Source organism: Serratia proteamaculans, from assembly GCF_949794035.1.
Classification (GTDB): domain Bacteria; phylum Pseudomonadota; class Gammaproteobacteria; order Enterobacterales; family Enterobacteriaceae; genus Serratia; species Serratia proteamaculans.
On the sequence record NZ_OX461105.1, the window covers coordinates 3,211,547 to 3,235,852 of the forward strand.

Here is a 24,306-nt window from a genome sequence, read left to right on the forward strand (position 1 = left end):
CAAACCTGATCTTAGAGAAAGTTATCTCTAGGAAAACTCGTGTTTAATTGTTCTTTCGATTGCCGAATCAAGTTCAACCGGCGCCACGAAATCACTTTGTACATTGCTTTTAAATTGTGTTCTGGCGCAGAATTTTTGCACCCGTATGCGGCTAATAGGGAATTTACGGCGACTTATTTTACTCACCAAATCCAATGCCGTTGCGCCACAGAGACCAAATAAATAGGGAATGCGAATAGTCTTATTACTTTTTCCTAATGAAGAAGAAATAACATCGACCAGTTGATTCATGGTGAAGTCAGGTTTATCAACATAATTACTGACCTGATAAGTTGCCTGCTGATCCAGCGCGTGCTCCAGTCTGGCGGCAATATTTTCCACGTAAGCCATGGACTTCATATTATTGCCGCTGCCAATCATCACAAAACGACCGCTGGCGATTTGCCGGAACAGGTTATAGACGTTGCCACGATTATTTTCACCAAACACTACCGTCGGGCGGATGATGGTTAATTTGTTGCTGCCCTCGGCTTTGCGCCAGGCTTCGTAGACATACTCGGCCTCCAGCTTGGATTTGCCGTAATGGTTAAAGGGTTCGAAAAGCCCTTCTTCACCGGTTTCCTGGGTCACGAAACCGTAGACCGCCACCGATGAGGTAAAGATGATTTGCTTGATATTCAATGCCGAGGCCGTCATGCAAACATTGCGCGCGCCTTCAACATTAACCTGATAATACAGTGAGACAGGATCGACATTATCCTGATGCTCGGCCGCAAGATTAATCACGGCGTCACAATCCGCCAGTGACTGCCGCAGGGTCTCGGGCTGGGTTACATCGCCAAATTGATAAAGCTCAGGAAAATGCTCACTTGGCTTTTTATCCACGATGGTCAACACCAGGTCGTTACGCGCACTCAGACGTTTAACCAAACGCGTCCCGATAAAGCCGGAACCCCCGATGATAGCTACTTTACGCTTATCCATAATTTGTCACTCAACCCGGTTACCCATTATTCCCTACCGCACCATTGAGGCAGGACGCTAATTGGCGTTAGAACATGGAAACCAGACTGGACAAAACAGACCGAGCTTTCAAATAACAAATAATGAAATAAAAATATTGGCCGAATGTAAAATTATCGATAAAGGTGAAATATTATCTTGTGCTAATTTTTAACATCGTAAGCAACCTGATATTCCATGGTTTTATTCGGCAGTATAAGATTAATCTTACCCGTTCCCTGCGCATCTGAAGTTTCGTATTTCACTGGCTGTTTCAACTTTCCCTGTTTGGGATCGACACACTCTATGGTCGCTTGGTCCAGGCTTTCACCCTGATACAGACAAAGCAAGGTTTGTGGCCCGTTGCTCCGGGAGTTGTTCAGCGTCAGGGTAAGTACCACGCGGGTATTGTTTTGAATATCATTGATAATGGGTGGGCGCGTTTGATTCCCCAGCACATATGAGAAATGTGAAATTATCAGCAAAGACACGAATACCGACAGATATTTTACAACTCTGACGGCAGGAACTGAGAAAAAACCTGCCGGCATCGGAATTTTTTTTCTTATTGACGTATTTTTAAGCGTTCCTGACGTGACAGACGGAGTAACTGGAGCCATATCCCTCTCGGGTTGCTCTATTTCTTCAGTAAGAATTTCATCATCTTTATTGTCATTTTCAGAAAGTTCCGCTTGAATATCTTTATTAGCATCCTCTTCAGCATTCCATATTTCGTCAGCGACGTATTCATCTTCTTCAGAAATAAAGTGAAAAACAGCCTTATTCTCAACCTTATAACCCAGGCGAGGAATAGTTCTGATAAGTGTATGCTCTGTATCACCGATTTTTTGGCGAATTGATTTAATTGTTTGATTTATCGTTGAATCTGAACAATAAGTTCCTTTCCATATGTTTTCTATAATTTCCGTACGACTAACCGGTTCAGGTGATCTGGCGACAAGAAGTGAAAGTATCTGATACTCCTTCCAACGTAGACGAAACTTTTCCCTGGACGGTGTCAGAACATCTAGATTCCTAATCTTTATTCTTTTATCAAGATTCACTTTTAATTTCCTTAGCGTGCCTGTCCTGCACACTTTGTATAGAAATATGAAAAAATGTTCAAGAAATTAAATGTAAACTCAACAGGTTGCATTCAATAGATATTAACTTTTATAAAAATTCGCTGATTTCATTTTTTACATTACCTCTCAAATGGAGGTTCTGATTCTTTGAATGTCTCTATTTCCCTGTTGGCATCATGGTTTCTTATCATGTTTACCGGCAATAAAATACAGCCAACTCGCTGTTTTAAAACACAAAATACAAATATGTTATAATATTGTTATTTAAGTGAAATTGTGAAATTTCATACTCACTGCCAAGGACACCCTCTGTTTTTCCGTCTAATCCGATTGCCAGATAGCCTACAAAAAGCCTGCAAAAACAGAATGAGAGTTATCTGATTTAATCCTTCGCAGAACATCAGGTTGAAATATAGCACCAAATACAAAGGCCTATTGTCGTCCTGATGAGATGAATCCCTAATAACAAAAAAAACCAAAAATTCATTACCGCACTATGCGCCATACACAGTGCTTTATTTTCGTAAGGAATTCGACTGGATAATGAAAAAATAACGCACAGAAAAAAATTTAGTCATCAACAGTGAAAACTCACGGTTTGAGAGAGATACCTATAAACAAAGGGAAAAACAGTACGCGATAATAAGAATATTACCTAAAGAGGTGGGAATTTCACTGAGGGATTAAAATTTCATCGGGGACAAAGAGAAATGAGTCCCTCCCCTGTTGGGGAGGAACCGGTGCTACTCGAAGGTTTTACTGTTTCTTGCGGCCATAAACTACCCAGGTGACCACCACACACAGCACGTAGAACACCAGGAAGATTTTCATCGCTCCCGCCGGTGAGCCGGTCAAGGCCAGAGAGGTGCCAAAGGCTTTCGGAATAAAGAAGCCGCCGGCAGCACCAATTGCCGAGATAAAGCCCAGGGCTGCCGCAGAGTCGGTCACCGCTTCGCGCTGAGCGCTTTCGTCACTGCCCCCGCTGGCCTTAACCCGGTCAACGGTGATTTTACGAAAGATCACGGCAATCATCTGGAAGGTAGAACCGCTGCCTAACCCGGCAGTGAGGAACAGCAGCATAAAGACGCTATAAAACGCAACAAACGACCCTGTATGCCCCGCCCCCGGTAAAGTCAGGAACAGCAAGGCAGCGAACACCGCCATCAGCACAAAGTTAATCAGCGTGACGCGAATGCCGCCGAAGCGATCGGACAGTGCGCCGCCGACCGGCCGTGCCAGAGCGCCAAGGAACGGGCCGAAGAAGGCATAATGCAGGATCACCACGTCCGGGAACTGGGTTTTAGACAACATGGCGAAACCGGCGGAAAAACCGATAAAGGAACCAAAGGTGGCGAGATACAGCAGGCTTAGCACCCACAGGTGACCGCGTTTGAGTACCGGCAGTTGCTGACGCAGCGACGCTTTGGAGGCCGCCAGATCGTTCATGCCAAACCAGGCCGCAAACGTACCGATCAACAGGAACGGCACCCAGATCCATGCGGCATTCTCCAGCCACAGTGAGCTGCCATCCGCCTGTGTCTGAGCGGTGCCACCAAAGGCACCAAAGATAGCGACAGAGATGGCCAGCGGAGCCACCAACTGCATCACGCTAACCCCCAGGTTGCCCAAACCGCCATTCAAACCCAGCGCGCCGCCCTGCCTGGCCTTCGGAAAGAAGAAGCTGATATTGGCCATACTGGAAGCAAAGTTGGCACCGGCGAAGCCACACAGCAGGGAGATAATCACAAACACGCTATAAGGGGTAGTGGCGTCTTGTACCGCAAACCCCAACCACAGACAGGGTACCAACAGAAAGCAGGTACTGATGGCAGTCCAGCGACGGCCACCGAACAGCGGGATCACAAAGGAATAAGGCACGCGCAGGATAGCGCCAGAAACGGAAGGTAATGCAGTGAGCAGGAACAGCTGATCGGTGGTGAAATTGAAGCCAACCTTATTCAAATTGACCGCGACCGCGCTAAATAACATCCAGACGCAGAAAGCCAATAACAGACAAGGAATGGAAATCCACAGGTTGCGGTTGGCAATGCGTTGGCCACGCTGTTGCCAGAATGCGGCATCCTCAGGTTGCCAGTCCTGAATAACCGCGCCTGTTTGTTTTGATAATGACGTTGCAGATTGCGACATAAAAACCTCAGACACAGGATGATAACTCCGCCCACCCTAGGCGGCGCACCCCATGGCAAAGTTGATGTAAATCAACCCGGATGCAGGTAGCCAACGGCCTAAAAAGGCTCGCCATCCCTTTGTGAGTAACCCGAGGCTTCTTATAAAAGCAAAATAAATCAATCGATTGAAAAATACGCCATGCCTCAGCAACTCGCCAACATCGCGGCGTGGAAACTAGGGGGTACTTCGTTAGAGGTATGGGGTTATGCCCCGGTATGATAAAAAATGGCGCTGAATTGTTGCCACACCGGCTGGTGCCACCTGCTTTTGTCCTCTGGTTACCCGCCGTTGTCTTGCTCTGCGCCGGGGATCCCAAATTTATGAAACGCCTGTTGGCTCCGCTTTCCATCGTTAATCAGGTGGCCGTATTGATGTTGCTGTTGGGCATTCTTGGCGTGGCCGGCATGAGTATTTCCGCCTGGATGTCACAAAGTATTCAAGGTAACGCGCATGCCATCAACAAAGCCGGGTCGCTGCGGATGCAAAGTTACCGCCTGCTGGCGCAGGTGCCGTTGGATGTCCACAGCGAAGAATTGGTCCGCGAGTTGGATCAGGATGCCAACAGCCCTGATCTGCAACACTCGGTGACGCAAGAGCAACTGACCGAACAATTTCAGGCACTGTGCCGCTACTGGCAATCGACTTTGTTGCCAAGGTTGCGCGAAGCCCAGCAACCGGCTGACGCCGCGCCGCAGGTGGCACATTTCGTTTCCCAGTTGGATACCCTGGTCTCCGATATCGACCACCATACCGAACGCCGACTGCTGACGGTAACACTGGTGCAGGGGGTGTTTATCGCACTGACGCTGCTGCTGTTGGTGGGCACCATTTGTTATCTGCGCCGGCGCCTGCTGCATCCCTGGCGGCAATTGGTGGCGATGGCACTGTCGGCGGGCCGCGGCGATTTCAGTCGCCGTTTTGCCCAGCGTGGGCATCAGGATGAAATGGCCTCGCTCGGCGGCGCATTAAACACCATGTCCGACGAACTTGCCGCCATGTACAGCGGGCTGGAGCAACGGGTGGCGGAAAAAACCGCCGACCTGCAGCAAAAGAATCAGGTGCTGAGCTTTTTATATCGCGCCAGTCGTCAGTTGCATGCCAATGAACCTTTGTGCAGCCGCCTGACGCCAATACTCAATCAGTTGCAAACCCTGACGCCGCTGCGTGCCATCCAGGTGCGCCTGTACGAAAACAACAGTCAGGAGCAGTTTGTGCAACTGAGCGGCAACCAGCCGCTGCGGCCGGAGTATTGCAATAATCCGGTGTGCAGCGCCTGCCTGAACGACGAGGGCCAACAACAGGCCGATCACCCTTCTTTGAGCTGGAGTCTGAGCGACAAGCTGGGTGATTACGGGGTGATCGTCGCGCAACATGCGCCACAGCAGCCGCTGAATGACGATCATCAACAACTGATGAGTACCCTGGTCGAACAGTTGACCAGCGTGCTGGCGATTGAACGCCAGGTCGATCATCAACAACAGTTGATGTTGATGGAGGAACGGGCAGCAATAGCGCGCGAGCTGCATGACTCCATCGCTCAGTCACTGTCGTGCCTGAAAATGCAAACCAGTTGCCTGCAAATGCAGGGTGCCGAGCTGTCGCCCGCCAACCTGGCGCTGGTGCAACAGATGCGTGAAGAGCTGAACATTGCCTACCGTCAACTGCGGGAGCTGTTGACCACCTTCCGCCTGCGGTTGACGGAGCCGGGGCTACTGGCGGCGCTACAATCGACGGTGCAGGAGTTTAGCCAACGGCTCGGGATCACCATCAACCTAGACTACCAGTTAACGCCGCGTACGGTCCCCGCTTATCAGGCCATCCACCTGTTGCAGATCGCCCGTGAGGCGTTAAGCAACATCAACAAACATGCTCAGGCCAGTCAGGTGAGCATTCAGGTGGTCAATCAACGTGGCGAGGTCACCCTGAGCGTCTGCGATAACGGCTGCGGGTTGCCGGAAGAGACCGATCGTCCCGATCACTACGGCCTGATCATTATGCGCGATCGCGCCAAAAGCCTGCACGGCCGCTGCGAAATTTTGCCCCGCAGCGGCGGCGGCACTGAAGTCCGGGTGGTATTTAAACCGGACAACCACGCCATCGACTAATGGGAGAAACCATGACCACCGAAACTGCCGCCACTATTTTACTGATTGACGACCACCCGATGCTGCGCAATGGCGTAAAGCAGCTTATCGGCATGGACCCACGCCTGCAGGTGATTGCTGAAGCCGGTAACGGCGAACAGGGGGTCGCGTTGGCCGAAGAACACGATCCGGATCTGATCCTGCTCGATCTGAACATGCCTGGCATCAACGGGCTGGAGACACTGGATCGCCTGCGCCAGACCGCCCTTTCCGGACGTATCGTGGTGTTTAGCGTGTCGAACCATGAAGATGATGTCGTCAGCGCGCTAAAACGCGGTGCCGATGGTTATCTGCTGAAAGATATGGAGCCCGAGGAGCTGCTGAAGGCACTGCATCAGGCAGCGGCCGGGCAGATGGTGTTAAGCGAGGCCCTGACGCCGATCCTGGCCGCCAGCCTGCGTGAGAACCGCCCCAGCGCCGAACGCGATATCCAACAGCTCACACCGCGTGAGCGCGATATTCTCAAGCTGATCGCTCAAGGCCTGCCCAACAAGATGATCGCCCGCAAGCTGACCATCACCGAAAGCACCGTCAAGGTGCACGTCAAACACCTGTTGAAAAAAATGAAGCTGAAATCCCGCGTTGAGGCCGCCGTCTGGGTGCTGCAAGGGAAGAACGGTTAATCCGCCCCGTTCAACGGCCCGGTTTCAGCCGGGATGGGCGGTGTTTGCAGTGTTTTTGCCGGTGGCAACCCAGGATCAATGCTGGAAGACGCGGTCAGCGGCGGCGTCACCTGCAGCTGGATCCAGTTAGAGGTCACCAGTTGCTGCTTGTCATCCTCCAGCGTCACCGACAGACGGTAGCTGTTGGCAGCGTCCGGCGAGTTATCCCACTGCGGCACAATCAGGCTCCAGCCGTGTGGATCGTTGCTGTTTTGCGACGGCGTCAGGCTCAGCGCCTGGGTATCGCCCTGCCAACTGACACGGGTGATTTTGTTGGTGGTTTTAATCTCCAGCACCAACGGCAAGGTTTCCCCGGGTTGCAGGCGCCAGGGTTGCGTGGCCAGGAACACTTGCAGCGTTTTACGCTGTTTGAACGCCATCACCGGCACATTTTTCCGTTCGATGTTGTCATAGCGGCTGCCGCGCAGCGACTTGGCCTGAGCGACATACTCCGGCGATATCTGCTTCACCAGCGGCACGCCAAGTCGATAACTTAACGCCAGCTCGACCTGATCCTGACTGACTCCGCCTTCCCCCATCTTGTGCAGCGCTTTCACCGTCACTAGCGGGACCGGGGTATAATTCACCCCCAGTTGCATGGCACGCGGATCATTTTGCTTTTTGCCGGAGCCAAACAGATCGACGTTTTCTCCCCAGTACTGTTCATAGCTGAGCGAGCCGCCAATCTGACGGTAAAACGGCAGGTAGCCCTGAGTGGTGATGTCATAGCCGCTCGCCGGACGGCTGAGGAATTGAGCGTTATCGGCCTGTTGTGCCAAAGCCGATAACGGATAGTAGTAGTTGGCGGAAAAACGCAGGAAATCCCCCCAGGCTTCGGCCCCCAGACTGGCGCGCTGGTGATGGCGTTCAAAGTCGCTGTCGAGCACGGTGTTATATCCCAGCAGCCAATCACCGGCGACCCAGCGTTGGCCGAGGCCAACGTTGCCCAACGAGCCGTCCGTTTGTTGCAATAGCCCGAGTTGGCTGTAGGTCAGCAAACCGTTAACGTCATGCAGCGGGCTGAATAACTGGCCGCTGCTGCCGCTAAAATCCCCTTGGTCGGACATCACCAGCGACAGTTTGGCGTTACCCAGTGGCGAAAGCAGCTCCTGCGCCTGCTGTTGCAACACGTTGCCGGCTTGCCCCACCGCATAGCTCTCGGCCCGGGTGCGCACCTGCTGACCCGAGACGTTATTCAGGTTGCGTTCACCTAACTGTTTAGCCATGGTGGCCCACTCTTTCTCACGCTCGGCATCGTTCGACGCGCTGCCGCCCAGTTCGGGCAGCGTGTCGCCCGGTTGATGAGCCACAGATTCGGGTGCGGGTGGAGATTCGGCATAGGCGGGCAACGCGCCAACCAGCCACGCCAACCCCATCGCCGGTAAACAGGCGGCGGGTGAGAAGAACAAATCAACGACCTTTTTCAATCGGTAACGCGCTTTATCGATAACGTCTGTCATTACACCGTCGCCGCCCCTTCATCCAGAGGGTTGGCAAATAAACCTTTTTTGCTGCCATCACTCCAGACGGCAGACAACCCAAACTTTGCACAGTCTGCTACCCGGTATTTCACCCTAACGGGCGCCCGACGGCCAAACTGCATCATGAACCCTAAAGTCTAGTGGGTTCCTCATCAGAAACAATCAGATAAACCTCATTTGAGCAGGTGACAACGTCACATAAGCCCCAATTATTTCAGTCGATGATGTGGCGACCAAGAGCACGCTGAAATCCCCGCCCCTGAATAGCAAAAATTCACTTAATTTCATCGAAAATTTTGCCAAAAAAAACCGCACATTAGCATTTATAAGAAAACTAATTAATTGATTACTCGTAGCAATTCGCAATTTCAGTGTATTTCATCTGGCATGAAACAACGCTTTGCGGCCCCCTGCGCAATATCGATAATCGGTGAGTCATGGGTTCCCCATGAAACCCGTTTTGCCGCTATTTTGAACGCTAATTTCAGCTCGGCAAGGACGCAATGTGTTCGATAACCTCCCACTCGATCTCTGGTATCGCGGCCTGTTTATCCCGGCCATGTTACTGCCGGCAGCGATCGCCCTGCGGCTGATGAATTCCCTGCCGCAAAGTCTGTCACAACACCCGCCGCCGGGGGCACGTACAGTCATGTTGATTGCCGTTGGTGCCGGATTGGCGGCCCTGCCTTTCACTATCCCACTGCTACAACGGTTGCTGTTGCTGCCAGTGGCGGCGATATTGTTGGCGCTGGCGCTCATCGACCGGCAACACCGGTTATTGCCGGATCGCCTGACGCAGCCGCTGCTCTGGGCCGGGCTATGGGTCAATCAGCAGGGTTGTTTTACTTCACTGACCGACGCCGTGACCGGGGCCAGCGTCGGTTATCTGTCGCTTTGGTTACTCAATGCGGCCTATCGCTATAAACGGAAAACGGACGGTATAGGTCAGGGCGACTTTAAGCTATTGGCGGCACTGGGTGCCTGGACCGGTTGGGCCGCTCTGCCCGTGTTGGTCACCGGTGCCGCGGCAGTCGGACTGTGCACAACGGCAATCGCCTGTTTACTGCGCAAGCCCGGCAGGCAGGATACGCTGCCGTTTGGCCTTTATCTGGCGCTTTCCGGCTGGCTGGTTCTGTTGATGGCGGCCGATATTGGCATTTCACCCTTCAGCGAAGAAATCACGCTATTTCATCTAATTTCACCCTGACAGCCAGCCGTTTTCCGCTGTTATAGCCGGCTGTTGGCATAGCTGTTATGGCGAGCCGCCCCCGGCGCTACTATGATGGGTTTTATCAAACACAGGAGGTTGTATGGTCGGTCGTGGTTTATCTGCACTCGCGCTTAGCGCGGCTTTGGCTACCGGTTCGCTGTCTTTCGCGGCACAGGCCGCCGGCACCTTTACCCTCAGCTCATCGGCATTTCAGGATGGCGGCACGCTGGCACAGAAATATGCCGGAGCCACACCGGGCAACGCCAGTTGCACCGGCAATAACGTTTCGCCACCGCTAAGCTGGGCCAACCCACCGGCAGACACCAAAAGCTTCGCCCTGCTGCTGTCCGATCCCGAAGGCCGCGCAGGTCTGGGAGTCAGTCATCTGGTGGCCTATGGCATTCCTGCCAGCGCCAGCGGCTTCGCCGAGGGCGATCTCACCCAAGGCAAAGGCTTTATCGGTGGAAAAAACTCACCGGGTACCGCGGTTTATCATGGCCCCTGCCCACCGGCGGGTTCAGGGCAGCACCACTATACCTTTGTGTTGATCGCCACCGATCTGCCGCCGCATGCGCTCGGCCCGGGGCTCACCCGTGAACAGCTATTGGAGAAATTACAGGGCCATGCCAAGGGCGGTGCGGGCATTATCGGTCGCTTCGGCCAATAGCGACTCAGGCGGTCAACGCCTCTGTCGGCATCTCGGCGACAATAGCCGGCGCGCGGTACAGGCTGACCACCTCACCAATCACCAGCAGGCTGGGTGAAACCGGCCGCTGACGGGCAATTAACGTCGGTAATTCTGACAGGGTACCGGTCAATACCCGCTGCTGAGGCAATGTACCGCGTTCAATAATGGCCAACGGCGTCTGTGCCGCCATGCCATGGCGCATCAGTTGCGCGGCGATGGTTTCACTTAATGTCAGTCCCATATAAAACACCAGTGTCTGACCCGCAGTGACCAGGCCGTGCCAGTCCAGACTCACCTCACCGTTACGGCAATGGCCGGTGACAAAACGCACCGATTGAGCGTAATCGCGGTGGGTCAGCGGGATACCACTCGCCGCCGCACAACCGCTGGCGGCAGTGATCCCCGGAACCACATGACAGACCACGCCATGGCGCTGCAATTCAACCATCTCCTCCCCGCCGCGACCAAAAATAAACGGATCTCCCCCCTTCAGGCGTACCACTCGATTACCGGACAGGGCTAATTCGACCAGCAGGTGATCGATCTGCTTTTGCGACAGCGTGTGGCAGCCCATGGACTTACCTACGTCGATGCGCAGCGCCTCCTGCGGCAGCAAGGCCATTACCGCCGGGGAAACCAGACGATCGAACACCACCACCTCCGCCTGGCGGATCACCCGTAATGCCTTTAACGTCAGCAACTCCGCATCCCCCGGCCCGGCGCCCACCAGCCACACTTCACCGTTGCGTACCGGCTGGCGATGATCGCCGGCCAACATCAGTTTCTCAATCGCGCTCATCTCACCACCTCTGCTAGGCCACCCGTTGGGATGCATGCTGTTGAATCAGTTTTTTTAGTTCCGGCAGGCAGGAACCGCAGTTGGTGCCGCATTGCAGACGGGCACCCAATGCCTCTGCGCTGTGGCAACCCTGCTGGATGGCCGCAATGATGCGGTTCTCGCCCACGCCGAAACAACTGCAAATCGTGGTGCCTGCCGCTAACTGCCCCGGCGCACCGCGCCCTGCCAGCAGCGCCAGCCGTTGTGGCCCACCGCTGGGGGCCAGCTCAAAGGCACTGAGGATCGCCGGACGATCCAACTGCGGGGCCTGCTGGCGAACATAAAACGCCAGTTGCACCTCGCCCTGTCGCCAGCCAATCAGGTGCAGACCGCGCTGGGCCAACTGTGCCGTTTGCAGCGTCATGCCATCCAGCGAGAAATGCCGCTGTAGCCAGGCCTGCCAGTCTTCAACCGGCCGCTGCCCGGCCATAATGTAGTGAGTCAGCCCGTCCTGCGCGACCCGGCTCCAGTAAATTCCCCTGGGGGCGGCGACGTCGGCACGGATAAAAATCTCCGCCTGCCAGCTCACCGGCCAATGGCTGACCCGTACCGGCGCATGTTTGCTTTCCGGCTGGCCGGAGTCGGCATCCACCACCGGCGGGATCAGGCTGTCTACCCGGCCCTGAGCGGTAAATTGACCGTTCCAGTGCATCGGTACGAACACACTGCCGCGCCGCTGTCCCGGGTTGCACTGCGCCCGTGCCAGCATCCAGCCGTGGGGCGAACTGAGTCGTACCAGACTGCTGTCGGCGATCCCCAGTTCGGCAGCATCCTGCGGGTGTATTTCGCAAAAAGGTTCGCTCAAATGACGCATCAACCGTGCCGCTTTGCCGGTGCGCGTCATGGTGTGCCACTGATCGCGGATACGACCGGTGTTCAGCACCAGTGGATAACGTGGCGAAACCGCACTCTGCGGCAGGCGTGGCGTCACCGGCAGTAGTCGCGCCTTGCCATCAGGATGGAAAAAACGCCCATCGGCAAACATGCGCCGACACCCCGCAGGATGCCGCGCATTCACCGGCCACTGCACCGGGGCCATCTGCAACCATTGCTGTCTATTCAGACCCGCCAGTTGGCCGATGTCGAACCCGCGCGTTCCGTTATTTTCAAATTCGGACAGGGCCGCGTGTTCGCTGAAAATTTCCGAAGGATGTTGGTAACTAAACGCCGCACCATGACCCATTCGTTGCGCAACCTGACTGAGGATCCACCAGTCGGCCCGGGCTTGCCCAGGTGCCGGCAGAAAGGCACGCTGGCGCGAAATGCAGCGCTCGGAGTTGGTCACGCTGCCCTGCTTCTCCCCCCAGGCCAGCGCCGGCAGACGAATATGCGCCAGTTCGGCGGTATCGGTCATGGCCATCACTTCGGACACCACCACCAACGGACACTGTTTTAGCGCCTGGCGCACCGTATCGGCATCCGGCAGCGAGACCACCGGGTTAGTGCCCATAATCCACACCGCTTTTACCTGCCCGGCGGCGATCGCCTGGAACAGATCCACCGCATTCAGCCCTGGTTGCCGGGCGATGCGGGGCGATTGCCAAAAACGCTGAACCCGGTCGATATCCTCGGGGTTGAACCCCATATGCGCCGCCAGTTGATTGGCTAGCCCACCGACCTCCCGCCCGCCCATGGCATTGGGTTGGCCGGTAATCGAAAACGGGCCGCTGCCTGCCCGACCAATACGTCCCCCCGCCAGGTGCAGATTGATAATCGCATTGCATTTATCCGCACCGCTGGCCGACTGGTTAATGCCCATCGAATAGAGCGTGACCCAGTTGTGGGACGCGGTCAGCAACTGGAAAAACGTCAGCACCGCACTCAGCGGCAGCCCGCAAAACTCCGCCACCCGCTGCGGCGTCCACTCTGCCGCCGCGGCCAACGTGGCCTCTGCGCCACTGGCATGCTGTTGCAAAAAGGCGGTATCCAGCCCTTGCTGTTCGGCCAGCCAGTGCAGCCCACCGGTAAACAACGCCGCGTCACTGCCGGGCCGCAGCGGCAGATGCAAATCGGCAATATCGCAGGTTGCCGTCTCACGCGGGTCGATCACTACCACCCGCATCTGCGGACGCTGCTGACGGGCTTTCACCAGCCGTTGATAGACCACCGGATGCGCCCAGGCGGTGTTGGACCCGGTAAGTATCACCAGATCCGCCTGTTCGATATCTTCATAACAGCAAGGCACCACATCGCCGCCGAATGCCCGCTTGTAGCCAACCACCGCCGACGCCATACACAGCCGCGAGTTGGTGTCGATATTGGCCGCACCGATAAATCCCTTCATCAGTTTGTTAGCCACATAATAGTCTTCGGTCAGCAGTTGGCCGGAGGCATAAAACGCCACTGCCTGCGGGCCATGTTGTTCAATAATCTGATTAAAACGCTGCGCCACCTGGCCGAGTGCCTGATCCCAGGCGACCGGCTGGCCATCGACCTGCGGCTGCAATAAGCGGCCAGTCAGATCCAGTGTTTCACCCAGTGCGCTGCCTTTGACGCACAGTCGCCCCTGGTTGGCCGGGTGCGCTACATCGCCGCTGACCGTCAGTTCACCATTGCTCTGCTGCTCAATGGCTACGCCACAGCCCACGCCGCAATACGGGCAGGTGGTGCAATGCGTGGCGGTCATGACGTCACTTCCGCCGTTTCCGGCAGTTCAGCCTGCACCGCCAGCGGTGTACTGCGCACCCACACGCGGCCCTCCTCGACCCGCACCGGCCAGACGGTGACAGCACGCTCTGCATTATCCACACAGATACCGTCACTCAGGCGGAAACGCTGCTTGTACAACGGGGAAATCACCACCGGTTCGCCCGCTACGTCCCCCAGCAACCCACGCGCCAGCACGTTGGCGTCGCTGTCCGGTTCCTGGTTAGCCAACGCATAAACGCCGCTGTCCGGCAGATGGAACAGCGCAATTTGCCGCTGCCCCAGCCGGGCAGCCATGCCGACATTGGCCGGGATCTCCGCCAGCGCACAGACATCCAGCCACTGTTCCCCGACAGCCTTCGCCGGTTGTACCTCGATCACCTGGCCCCGCTCCACACCCATCGCCGGGCGGCGTTGTCCGCGTTCCGCCTGCCAGACGATCGCCTCATCCGGCTGTTCGCTGTTAACAAACGGACGGAACAGTTTCAGGCGATCCGGACTGGCGAGCGTGGTCTGCCATTCACATTGGTAGTGGCTGACTACCCTTGCCATCTCTGCGTCCAATTCGACGCCGATGCCCAGACTGTCTTGCAAAACCACTTCACGCAGGTAGTCCAGCCCACCTTCCAGGTTGTCCATCCAGGTGCTGGTGCGCTGTAGGCGATCGGCGGTGCGGATGTAGAACATCAGGAAGCGATCGACCGTGCGGATCAACGTGGCGGTATCGAGGTCACTGGCAAACAGGTCCGCATGGCGCGGTTTCATGCCGCCGTTACCGCACAGGTACAGGTTCCAGCCTTTCTCGGTGGCGATCACCCCAACGTCTTTGCTCTGCGCTTCTGCGCACTCTCGCGTGCAGCCGGAGACCGCCATCTTGATTTTGTGCGGTGAACGCAGCCCCTTGTAACGGTGCTCCAGTTCGATAGCCAACGAGGTAGAATCCTGCACGCCATAGCGGCACCAGCTGGAGCCAACGCAAGATTTCACCGTGCGCAGCGACTTGCCGTAGGCATGCCCGGTTTCAAATCCGGCGTCGACCAATTGCTGCCAAATCTCCGGCAATTGCTCCAGCCGGGCGCCAAACAGGTCAATCCGCTGACCACCGGTAATCTTGGTGTAGAGCTGATAGCGCTGGGCAATTTGGCCGATGGCGATCAGCCCCGCCGGGGTGATTTCACCGGCCGGTACCCGTGGGACCACCGAATAGGTTCCGTCTTTCTGGATATTGGCGAAAAAACGATCGTTAGTGTCCTGCAGCGGCAGGTGCTGCGGTTTGAGCAGATATTCGTTCCAGCACGAAGCCAGGATCGACCCCACCAGCGGTTTGCACACCTCACAACCACGCCCATGACCGTGTCGAGATAGCAGTTCGTCAAAGGTGCGGATGTTGCCGACGCGTACCAGGTGATACAGCTCCTGACGTGAATAGGCGAAATGCTCGCAAACGTCTTTTTTCACTACCACACCGCGTTGCTGCAGTTCGTGCTCCATCAGCTGTTTGACCAATGCCGCGCAGCCGCCACAGCCGGTGCCCGCTTTGGTGCAGGCCTTGACCGCCGCCAAATCGCCGCAGCCTTGTTCCACCGCGGCGCTGATATCACCTTTGCTGACGTTATGACAGGAGCAGATCTGCGCCGTGGCCGGCAAGGCCGAGACCCCCAAGGCTTTCGGTGCTGATCCGGCCGTCGCAGGTAAAATCAGACTCTCCGGCATCGCGGGCAGCGGCATATCGTTGAGCATCATCTGCTGCAGCGTGCTGTATTCAGCACTGTCACCCACCAGTACCGCGCCCAATAACCGCTTGCCTTCGGCGTCGATCACCAGCTTTTTATACACCTGTGCCGGGCCGTCGACCCAGCTGTAACTTTGGCTGTCGGGAGTATGGCCATGAGCATCACCGAGCGACGCCACTTCCACGCCCAACAGTTTGAGTTTGGTGCTCATATCTGCACCACAAAACACCGTTTCCTGCCCGGCCAGTCGATCGGCTAGGGTACGCGCCATCTGGTAGCCGGGAGCCACCAGCCCGAAGATTTGTCCGTTCCACAAGGCGCACTCGCCAATGGCATAAATCGCCTCATCGTTGGTGCGACACTGGCTGTCGATCACGATGCCGCCGCGTGCCCCCACCTCCAGTCCGGCCTCGCGGGCAAGCTGGTCTCGTGGGCGAATACCGGCAGAAAACAGAATTAAATCAGCTTCTAAGCGCTCACCATCGGCAAAGTTCATACAGTGACGGTGTAACGAACCCTCGGTAATCGCCTGAGTTTGCTTACCGGTATGCACGCTGACACCGAGCGCCTCGATTTTTTTGCGCAGCATGGTCGCGCCACCGTCGTCCAGTTGCACCCCCATCAGCCGTGGCGCAAACTCCACGACATGGGTGTTCAGCCCAAGCTGGCGCAAGGCATTGGCGGCCTCCAGCCCCAGCAGGCCGCCACCGACCACCACCCCGACGCGGGCGGTTTTGGCGCAATCGGCTATCGCGGCCAGATCGTCGAGCGTGCGGTAAACCAGACAGCCCGGGCGATCGTTACCCGGGATCGGCGGTACAAACGGATAAGAGCCGGTCGCCAGCACCAATTGGTCATAGGCCGTTTCTCGCCCCTCGGCATCGATCACACATTTGCGCTGGCGATCGATAGCGCACACCGCCTGCCCTAACCGCAGCTCTATGCCGCTACGGTCGAAAAAGCCCGCCTCTACCATCGACAGCGAATCCGCACTGCGGCCGGAGAAAAACTCGGACAGATGCACCCGGTCGTAGGCCGCCACCGGCTCTTCGCCAAACACCACAATGTGATACTGCAAGTGCAGTTCGCGAGCGACCAGTTGTTCCAACAAGTGATGACCGACCATGCCGTGACCGGCGACCAACAAAACGGGCTTGTGCATATCAGAATTCCTCTCATCAGACGCCGCTGGCGTCCCGGGTTCGCTACTGCCAAACAGCAAGGTATCCGGCTGTGAAACCGGCAGGCCAAGCTGCTGCAGATAAAAAGGGCTGTCCTGAGCGTCGCCATACAGCACCACGCCCTGTAATTTGCCGTCGCGCACCAGCAGGCGGCGGTAGTGCTGTGCCTGAGGATCTTCGGCGTGATGGATCTCGGTTTGTCCGTCGGCAACCATTTCGCCGGCGCTGAATACTTCAACGCCACTGACCTTCAGGCGGGTATGCAACGGCGCTGGCCGGTAACCCGCCACCGGCTCCCCGCTCAGCCGCTGCGCCAACAGTCCGGCCTGTTGCCAGCAGGGTGCCACCAGGCCAAAAGTGGTTTCACCAAACTGGGCACACTCACCAATGGCAAACACTGCCGGATCGTCCGTTTGCATCCGGTCGTCGATCATAATGCCGCGCTCGCAGACCAGTCCGGCGGCCTGCGCCAGGCTAATTTCGGGCCGCACTCCGATGGCGATCACTGCCAGTTCGCAGGCCAATAACTCGCCGTGACTCAGGGTGACCGTGCTGATCCGTTCGGTTCCCTGAAAGCGGCTGACTTCGCAGTTCAACCGGCATTCAATACCGCGCTGCAACAGGTTATGTTGCAACATCCGCCCAGCTCGAGCGTCCAACTGCCGTTCCATCAAATGCTCGCCCCGGTGCACCACGGTGACGTTCATACCGCGCTGCGCCAGTGCCGCCGCCGCCTCAATCCCCAGGACACCACCGCCCACCACCAGCGCCGGTTGGGCTGGCCGGCAGCGGCCGAGCATCGCTTCAACATCGTCCAGGGTGCGAAAGCCATAAATGCCGTCCAATCCCCCACCCGGCAGTACGGGTCGCAGCGGGCGCGAACCGGTGGCAAATACCAGCAGGTCATAAGGCAGTTGATGCCGCGCGGTGATCACCCGCTTTTGTTGCCGGTCCACCGCCAGCGCCGGTTCCCCGGCCAGCAGCTGCACCCCTTGCTGTCGATACCAGTCATAGTCGTGCAGCAAGGTATCGCTGAACGCTTTGTCCCCCGCCAGTACCGGCGACAGCAGAATACGGTTGTAGTTGCCGCGCGGCTCTTCGCCAATCACCGTGATGGCATAGCGCTCTGGCGCCAGCCGACACAGGGTTTCCACCAGCCGCATACCGGCCATGCCGTTACCAATCACCACCAGTTTGGGTTTGTCCATCATCCGGCTCTCATGCCGCTTTCGCGTGCTTCTCATACAGGAACTTCAGCACCTGCCGACGGTAATGGTGATATTCCGGGTCATCCGCCAGCGCCACCCGTGAACGCGGACGCGGCAGCGCCACCGGCAGAATTTCACCGACGGTGGCCGACGGGCCGTTGGTCATCATCAGCACCCGATCGGACAGCAGCACCGCTTCGTCGACGTCGTGGGTAATCAGCACTATGGTGGTGTGCAGCCGCTGCTGGATTTCCATCACCGCATCCTGCAGATGTGCGCGGGTCAGCGCGTCCAGAGCGCCGAAGGGTTCATCCATCAGTAGAACTTTGGGTTTCATCGCCAATGCGCGAGCGATACCAACCCGTTGTTTCATGCCGCCAGAAATTTCATGTGGCCGTTTGTCGAGCGCATGGCTCATGTGCACCAGCGCCAGGTTGTGTTCGATCCAGTCGCGCATTTCGCTGCGCGTCATCTCGTGGCGGAAAACCTGATGCACCGCCAGCGCCACATTCTCGTAAGTGGTCAGCCACGGCAGCAGTGAATGGTTCTGGAACACCACGCCGCGCTCCGGGCCCGGCCCGGTGATTTGCCGGTTGTCGCACAGCAACACACCGTCGCTGGGCAGCGTGAGCCCGGCGATCAAATTCAGCAGCGTTGATTTGCCGCAGCCGGAGTGGCCGATCAGGCTGAGGGTTTCCCCGGCCTGAATATCAAAGCTCACCCGATCCAGCGCGATAAACTCCCCCTGCGGGGTGGCAAAGCGCTGGCTGACGTTCTGGACCTGAATAATCGGTTTCATGGCGCGCTCCTTAGCGGTTCTGATAGCTAAAACGTTTTGCCAGTAACATCAGTCCCTGCTCGAGCAGCAGCCCGACCACGCCGATCACGATGATGGCGATAATGATGTTTTCGACGTTGAGGTTGTTCCACTCATTCCAGATCCAAAAACCGATGCCGACGCCGCCGGTCAGCATTTCCGCCGCGACGATCACCAGCCAGGCGATGCCGATCGACAGGCGCACGCCGGTCAGTACGTAGGGCAGCACCGCCGGAAACAGGATCTTGCGCATCACTGTCCACTCCGACAGCTTGAGCACCCGCGCCACGTTGAGGTAATCCTGCGGAATACGCGTGACGCCCTCGGCGGTGTTAAGGATCATCGGCCAGATTGAACAGATGAAAATGGTCCAGGTTGACGCCGGTTCCGCACGCTGGAACAGCAGCAGGCCAATCGGCAGCCAGGCCAGCGGGCTGACCGGGCGCAGCAAAGAAATGATCGGGTTGAGCATGTTGGCCAGAAACGCAAAGCGCCCCAGCAGGAAACCGGCCGGGATGCCGACCAGCGCCGCCAGGCCAAAACCGGTCGCCACGCGCTGCAGCGAGGCCAGTACGTTCCAGCCAATGCCCTGATCGTTCGGCCCGGCCGAATAAAACGGGTCGGCAAACAGCACCAGCGCCGCCTGCCAGGTCGCCCATGGCGTTGGGAACCCCTTGCTGTTAAGCGCCGCTATCTGCCAGACCACCAGGGTCAGCACCAGCCCCAGCACCGCGGGCACGCCCCGGCGGAAGGCCTGTTGCAGCAGCAAGCCCCAACGAGGTTTGCGCTGCGGCTGCGGCTTGTGCGGGCGTTTTAGCGGCACGATTTCCGCACTGACTTCTACACCGGGTGACGCAGGAATATCGATCCGTTCAGCGAGATTTTTCATCGGTTACCTCAGCGCTTTAAAGAGAAACTGTTGGCGTATTCCGCCGGATTACTGCCGTCCCAGCGTTTGCCGTCCAACAGCGTGCTGGTGCGCATATCGCCGGTAGGCAAATCCACTCCGCCTACCGCGCTGGCCGCCTGCTTATAGATTTCGGTTCGGTTGATTTTCTTCGCGACGGCCAGGTAGTCCGGTTCGGCGTTCAACAGGCCCCAGCGGCGATGCTGGGTCAGGAACCACATGCCATCGGACAGGTAGGGGTAGCTCACTTCGCCATCGTGGAAAAAGCGCATCGCATGCGCGTCCTGCCATGACTTGCCCAGACCGTCCTGGTACTGGCCGAGCATGCGGCCGGTGATGATCTCTGGTTTGGTATTGATATAGGCGCGCCCCGCCACCACCTGGGCGGTTTCCTGGCGGTTGGCGTCCGAACTGTCGATCCAGCGCGCGGCGTCCAGTACCGCCGCGGTCAGCGCACGGGCGCTGTTGGGGTTGGCCGCGACCCAGTTGCCGGTGGTGCCCAGCACCTTTTCCGGGTGATCGGGCCAAATTTCCTGGCTGGTGACGGCGGTAAAACCAATGTCCTCGGCAATCGCACGTTGGTTCCACGGCTCACCCACGCAAAATCCGCTCATGTTGCCGATTTTCATGTTCATCACCATCTGCGGCGGCGGCACCACTACGTTGCGCACGTCATCAAACGGGTGAATACCGGCGTTGGCCAGCCAGTAGTACAGCCACATGGCGTGGGTACCGGTCGGGAAGGTTTGGGCGAAGGTGTAAGTGCCCTTGGCGCTGGCATCGACGGTTTTTTTCAAGCTGGCCGCATCGGTGACACCGGCCTGTTTTAACTGGTTGGAGAGTGTGATCGCCTGTCCGTTGTTGTTGAGCGTCATCAACACCGCCATATCCTGCTGCGGCCCGGCAACACCCAGCTGCAGGCCATACACCATGCCGTACAGCACATGGGCCGCATCCAGTTCCCCGGACAACAGCTTGTCGCGCACCGCCGCCCAACTGGCCTCCTTGCTGGGGATAATTTTGATGCCGTACTTCTGATCGAACTGTTTCACCGCCGCCATTACCACCGAAGCGCAGTCGGTAAGTGGAATAAAGCCCACGCGGATCTCTTTTTTCTCCGGTGCGTCAGAGCCTGCCGCCCAGGCGGCGTTCATCAGGCCGGGCAACATCATGCTGCCGCCCAGCGCCGCGCTACCGGCCAAAAAGCGGCGGCGCGTCAGGCTAAGCCCGGGGAGTTTGGTGTGCGTCATCGGCAAGTCCTTCAATCAGGCGATAAAATAAAAAAGGCGTCCCATCAGCACATTCCACCGTTGGGGTGAACATGCTGAAAGGACGCCTTTATCCAAAATCTTGTTGGCAACCGACCGCCATTGGCCAGGTTACGTTTTAGTAATGCAACCTACGTGCCAGCTCTGCATACCCGTCATACTTGAAGCTGCCTCTGTGTTGGCCGCACGCGCCCGCATGATTCAGGGCAAATGTATTCGTCCCTTTTGCACGATCGCAAAGCAGTAACTGCACTGACTGTGTGCATATACCCCTTAGGGAGTATTGCCGGTGGATGGCAGAATATCCGCGACCGCCAGCATGGCGTTGGCGATATCAATAAGCCGCTGGTTCTGGTTCATCGCCATCTTCAGCAGCAAACGATGGGCCGCCTCCTCGCTCAAGCCGCGATGCTGGATCAGCAGGCCTTTGGCGCGTTCAATCTGTTTGCGTTCATTCAGCGTTGCCCGCGCCGTCGCCAGTTCCTCCGATAACACCTGTAGCCGTTGCGACTGCTGCTGAATCAATTCCAGCATCGAGCGGCCCAACCGCGGATGGATACCGTCCCCCGCCAGCGCCGATGCATCCCCCAAGGGTGCCGCCACGAAAACCGCGTAACTTTCTTGCATCGGCTGCGGCGCGTAATCGGCGCAGTCCACCGCCAGCGCGCGCTGGGCCTGCGCCAGACTGTGGCGGCAACTGGTCATCAGTGCCTCCTCCAGCCGGTCTTCAATATGTTTCATCAGATCGATACGCGCACTGGTGATCTCGAACCAGCGCAGGCTGGTGTCGGCTTTATCATTCAGTTGCAATTGGGTACAGGCAATACGCCGCAGGCGTTCAAACTCGCGGTCATCCTGCTGCTGCATGTGCCGCCACTGGGCCAGAGAAGCTTCATCGGCAAACTCGCTGAAGGTAGCAAAGCAACGCTCCTGCCCTTCGATCAGCATCAGTAACTGTTGGTGTGCCGGTTCGCCAAAACGCATGGCGGCAAAACCGGCCGAACCGATTGCCCGTTCCTGCCCGGCCAGCTCCTTGCCCTGCATAAAGCTGAACATGGCGATCAACGCACGTGCCGTGATGGGTTCTGCACAGGCATCCGCCGCTTCAAATACCAGCGCCAGCAGGCTGTGAATGATGTCATTAAAGGTGCCCATGGCCGCAGGCTGCAGAACTTGCCTTTGCTGCACCTGGCGGCGCAATTCAGGCAAGGCGGTAAGATGATGCAGCGCGCCGGCAATGCGGCTGAACAGACGACTGGCGCTGGCCAGGGGCGCAGTGCTGTCATCCAACTGCATCAACTGCCGCTGCACCGCCAGCTCAGCCTGCTCCACTTCCTGCGCCCGCCCGGCCAACCGCTCGCCAAACAACGCTCCCTGTGAACACAGGTAAATATTGACGGTACCGCGTTCCCGCTGGAGCACGTGGATCAGTTGGCTGACCCGGCCAACCAACTGCCCCATCTGCAACAGTTGTTGCAATACGGTGATTTCACAACGTTTGGAGGCCAGCAAAAAATCGCCGGCACTGGGCGGGAAAGTGTGGTTACGGCTCATGACAGGATCCCCGGTGGGCTAAATAAACCGATCCTGCAAAAGCCGTGCCGTGCTGGGTTACTTACTCACGCGATCCAGATACAGCATGCTGTTGGCGATATCCACCTTGGCGTCTTTAACGTTGTCACGCAGTGCCACCAGCGTTTGTCCCTGCAATGCCACGACGTAAGGAGAGCTGGTCTGCAATTCACGCTGTAAGCTGGCGTAGTGCGCGGCGCGCTTTGCCCCGTCACCTTCCGCCGCCGCTGCGCGGGTTTCCGCACTCAGCGCCGGGATAGTCCACTGGGTGCGCCAGGCCAGGGTTTTCGGCCCGTCGGGCACATTGTAGGCAAAGGCGCTGGCGTTGGTGTTCGGATCCAGATAGTCCGCTCCCCAATAGGTGAAAATGGCCTGGAAATCGCGGCTGCGCATCTTGCCCCACAGGTCGCTTTCTACCACCGGATGAATATCCAGTTGCAAACCGGCCTTGGCAAAGCTGGCCTGCAGCGCCTGGGCGATATCGGTATACGGCGGCTGGTTGATGACGATCAGATCAATGCGCGTGCCTTCGGCAATACCGGCGTCATGCAAAATCTGTTTGGCCTTGGCCACGTCGAGCTTGAACGGTTGGTTGTCGATCGCCCCGTCCAGCCCCAGCGGCAGAAACGCCTGATGGACGCGGTACTGGCCCTTGAGCAGGTTGTCGGCAATGGATTGGTAGTCCACCAGCCAGCGCGCCGCCTGCCACAATGCCGGGTTACTCAACGCAGGGACCTGCTTGCTCCCGGTGTTGAAACCGAGGTAATAGACTTTGGACGAGTCCTGCTGCTCTATCCTGACACCCGGCTCTTTACGCAGCGAATTGAACTGATCAGCACCCAAATCGTAAGCCACGTCGGCGTCCCCTTTCAGCAGTAACAGGCGGCGGGTTCCGGCATCGCTGACGTTCTTCAGCAGCACCGTTTTCAACTTCGCCTGCGGTTGGGCATAGTCGTTACGACTGAACAGCAGCGCCTCATGCGGGACATAGTTGCTGACGCGATAAGGCCCGGCACCGGCGGAATTCGAACGCAGCCAGGCGTTACCGAAATCCCCCTGTTGACTGTGCTCAGTCAGCAGTTTTTCATCGACGATCGAGGCGACCGGCGCGGTCAACAGCCGCAATGCCAGCCCACTGCCGATATTGGCCGACCAGCTTAACTGCACCTGATTATCGCCCAGCTTCTTCAATTGGCCCTCGACGTTTTCCGGCGTCCAGCCGAACTCACCAAGAATAAACGACGGCGCCTTGTTCAGTTTCACCGCCCGCACCAGCGAGAAGATCACATCTTCCGGCCGTACCGGATTGCCGGAAGCAAAGCGCTGGTCAGCCTTCAGGGTAAAAATCAGGCTGCGACCATCCGCCCCCGCCTGCCAGCCGCTGGCCAGCTCCGGGGCCAGTTTTTCCGGCGTGCTGCGATCCGGCGTCAGTAACCGCTGATACAGGTTGACCAGGTTGGCCGAGCTGACGGTTTCAAAGCTTTCGGCCGGATCCAGACTGATGATGCCTTCCAGCGAACTGACCACCACCAGCGTGTCTTTCGGGGTGGCCGCCTGCGTGCCAAAGCTCGTCGCCAGGGCGCTGAACAATAAGGTGGGGATTAGCCGTTTCATCGATGCACTCTCCAGGATCACGCGGATGCGTTATTTTTTGAGTGTAGAGGCAGCGGCTTA

Annotated in this window: 16 protein-coding genes; 4 read left to right on the forward strand and 12 right to left on the reverse strand. The window is 57.3% G+C overall.

Going from position 1 to position 24,306, the window contains the following annotated elements:
- Nucleotides 1-27 precede the first annotated feature (27 nt).
- From QOT07_RS15030 to QOT07_RS15040, 3 genes are all read right to left on the reverse strand, one after another.
- Complete coding sequence (locus tag QOT07_RS15030; protein ID WP_099064361.1) at nucleotides 28-984, reverse strand: NAD-dependent epimerase/dehydratase family protein; 957 nt, start codon at nucleotides 982-984, stop codon at nucleotides 28-30.
- A gap of 182 nt (nucleotides 985-1,166) precedes the next feature.
- A complete protein-coding gene (locus tag QOT07_RS15035) occupies nucleotides 1,167-2,066 on the reverse strand; it encodes a transcriptional regulator (protein ID WP_283603442.1) in 900 nt (299 codons plus the stop codon).
- Nucleotides 2,067-2,843: 777 nt separating this feature from the next.
- Nucleotides 2,844-4,235 (reverse strand): NarK family nitrate/nitrite MFS transporter, encoded by a 1,392-nt coding sequence (locus tag QOT07_RS15040; protein ID WP_219016490.1) that lies wholly within the window; start codon nucleotides 4,233-4,235, stop codon nucleotides 2,844-2,846.
- A 362-nt stretch (nucleotides 4,236-4,597) separates the two neighbouring features.
- On the opposite strand from QOT07_RS15040, the gene narX reads away from it, so the two are divergent.
- Both narX and narL read left to right on the forward strand, forming a co-directional pair.
- Complete coding sequence (narX, locus tag QOT07_RS15045) at nucleotides 4,598-6,382, forward strand: nitrate/nitrite two-component system sensor histidine kinase NarX (protein WP_283603443.1); 1,785 nt, start codon at nucleotides 4,598-4,600, stop codon at nucleotides 6,380-6,382.
- 11 nt (nucleotides 6,383-6,393) lie between these two features.
- Nucleotides 6,394-7,044, forward strand: coding sequence for a two-component system response regulator NarL (gene narL, locus QOT07_RS15050; RefSeq protein ID WP_112349676.1), 651 nt, complete (start codon nucleotides 6,394-6,396; stop codon nucleotides 7,042-7,044).
- On the opposite strand, the gene QOT07_RS15055 is transcribed toward narL, so the two are convergent.
- A complete protein-coding gene (locus QOT07_RS15055) occupies nucleotides 7,041-8,543 on the reverse strand; it encodes a YchO/YchP family invasin (protein ID WP_283603444.1) in 1,503 nt (500 codons plus the stop codon). The genes narL and QOT07_RS15055 overlap by 4 nt on opposite strands.
- A 526-nt stretch (nucleotides 8,544-9,069) precedes the next feature.
- Here QOT07_RS15055 and QOT07_RS15060 point away from each other — a divergent pair.
- Together QOT07_RS15060 and QOT07_RS15065 are read left to right on the forward strand one after the other, a co-directional pair.
- Nucleotides 9,070-9,771, forward strand: coding sequence for a prepilin peptidase (locus tag QOT07_RS15060; RefSeq protein ID WP_283603445.1), 702 nt, complete (start codon nucleotides 9,070-9,072; stop codon nucleotides 9,769-9,771).
- 103 nt (nucleotides 9,772-9,874) lie between these two features.
- Nucleotides 9,875-10,441, forward strand: coding sequence for a YbhB/YbcL family Raf kinase inhibitor-like protein (locus tag QOT07_RS15065; RefSeq protein ID WP_112349673.1), 567 nt, complete (start codon nucleotides 9,875-9,877; stop codon nucleotides 10,439-10,441).
- Between the two features lie 4 nt (nucleotides 10,442-10,445).
- Here the strand turns inward: QOT07_RS15065 and cobA are convergent, their stop codons facing one another.
- The 8 genes from cobA to QOT07_RS15105 all read right to left on the reverse strand — a co-directional run bounded on the left by cobA (nucleotide 10,446) and on the right by QOT07_RS15105 (nucleotide 24,246).
- Nucleotides 10,446-11,261 (reverse strand): uroporphyrinogen-III C-methyltransferase, encoded by an 816-nt coding sequence (gene cobA / locus QOT07_RS15070; RefSeq protein ID WP_283603446.1) that lies wholly within the window; start codon nucleotides 11,259-11,261, stop codon nucleotides 10,446-10,448.
- Nucleotides 11,262-11,274: 13 nt separating this feature from the next.
- The gene (locus tag QOT07_RS15075; RefSeq protein WP_283603447.1) at nucleotides 11,275-13,926 is read right to left on the reverse strand and encodes a nitrate reductase; all 2,652 of its coding nucleotides are present in this window, start codon (nucleotides 13,924-13,926) and stop codon (nucleotides 11,275-11,277) included.
- Nucleotides 13,923-18,068 (reverse strand): nitrite reductase large subunit NirB, encoded by a 4,146-nt coding sequence (gene nirB, locus QOT07_RS15080; RefSeq protein WP_430523292.1) that lies wholly within the window; start codon nucleotides 18,066-18,068, stop codon nucleotides 13,923-13,925. Before nirB ends, QOT07_RS15075 begins: the two co-directional genes overlap by 4 nt.
- Nucleotides 18,069-18,078: 10 nt before the next feature.
- On the reverse strand, nucleotides 18,079-18,867 hold the full coding sequence (locus tag QOT07_RS15085; RefSeq protein WP_085117310.1) for an ABC transporter ATP-binding protein: 789 nt from the start codon (nucleotides 18,865-18,867) through the stop codon (nucleotides 18,079-18,081).
- A gap of 10 nt (nucleotides 18,868-18,877) precedes the next feature.
- Nucleotides 18,878-19,774, reverse strand: a complete 897-nt coding sequence (gene ntrB / locus QOT07_RS15090) for a nitrate ABC transporter permease (RefSeq protein ID WP_283603449.1) — start codon at nucleotides 19,772-19,774, stop codon at nucleotides 18,878-18,880.
- Nucleotides 19,775-19,782: 8 nt separating this feature from the next.
- On the reverse strand, nucleotides 19,783-21,042 hold the full coding sequence (locus tag QOT07_RS15095) for a CmpA/NrtA family ABC transporter substrate-binding protein (RefSeq protein WP_261426373.1): 1,260 nt from the start codon (nucleotides 21,040-21,042) through the stop codon (nucleotides 19,783-19,785).
- Nucleotides 21,043-21,333: 291 nt separating this feature from the next.
- Complete coding sequence (locus QOT07_RS15100) at nucleotides 21,334-22,614, reverse strand: nitrate regulatory protein (RefSeq protein WP_283603450.1); 1,281 nt, start codon at nucleotides 22,612-22,614, stop codon at nucleotides 21,334-21,336.
- A 57-nt stretch (nucleotides 22,615-22,671) separates the two neighbouring features.
- Nucleotides 22,672-24,246 carry an ABC transporter substrate-binding protein gene (locus QOT07_RS15105; protein WP_283603451.1) on the reverse strand — a complete coding sequence of 525 codons (1,575 nt, stop codon included), beginning with the start codon at nucleotides 24,244-24,246 and terminating at the stop codon, nucleotides 22,672-22,674.
- Nucleotides 24,247-24,306: the final 60 nt, after the last annotated feature.

Coding starts and splice junctions, on each gene's coding strand:
- QOT07_RS15030 (WP_099064361.1), bottom strand. CDS start 984: ATGGATAAGCGTAAAGTAGCTATCATCGGGGGTTCCGGCTTTATCGGG.
- QOT07_RS15040 (WP_219016490.1), bottom strand. CDS start 4,235: ATGTCGCAATCTGCAACGTCATTATCAAAACAAACAGGCGCGGTTATT.
- narX (WP_283603443.1), top strand. CDS start 4,598: ATGAAACGCCTGTTGGCTCCGCTTTCCATCGTTAATCAGGTGGCCGTA.
- narL (WP_112349676.1), top strand. CDS start 6,394: ATGACCACCGAAACTGCCGCCACTATTTTACTGATTGACGACCACCCG.
- QOT07_RS15055 (WP_283603444.1), bottom strand. CDS start 8,543: ATGACAGACGTTATCGATAAAGCGCGTTACCGATTGAAAAAGGTCGTT.
- QOT07_RS15065 (WP_112349673.1), top strand. CDS start 9,875: ATGGTCGGTCGTGGTTTATCTGCACTCGCGCTTAGCGCGGCTTTGGCT.
- cobA (WP_283603446.1), bottom strand. CDS start 11,261: ATGAGCGCGATTGAGAAACTGATGTTGGCCGGCGATCATCGCCAGCCG.
- QOT07_RS15075 (WP_283603447.1), bottom strand. CDS start 13,926: ATGACCGCCACGCATTGCACCACCTGCCCGTATTGCGGCGTGGGCTGT.
- nirB (WP_430523292.1), bottom strand. CDS start 18,068: ATGGACAAACCCAAACTGGTGGTGATTGGTAACGGCATGGCCGGTATG.
- QOT07_RS15085 (WP_085117310.1), bottom strand. CDS start 18,867: ATGAAACCGATTATTCAGGTCCAGAACGTCAGCCAGCGCTTTGCCACC.
- ntrB (WP_283603449.1), bottom strand. CDS start 19,774: ATGAAAAATCTCGCTGAACGGATCGATATTCCTGCGTCACCCGGTGTA.
- QOT07_RS15095 (WP_261426373.1), bottom strand. CDS start 21,042: ATGACGCACACCAAACTCCCCGGGCTTAGCCTGACGCGCCGCCGCTTT.
- QOT07_RS15100 (WP_283603450.1), bottom strand. CDS start 22,614: ATGAGCCGTAACCACACTTTCCCGCCCAGTGCCGGCGATTTTTTGCTG.
- QOT07_RS15105 (WP_283603451.1), bottom strand. CDS start 24,246: ATGAAACGGCTAATCCCCACCTTATTGTTCAGCGCCCTGGCGACGAGC.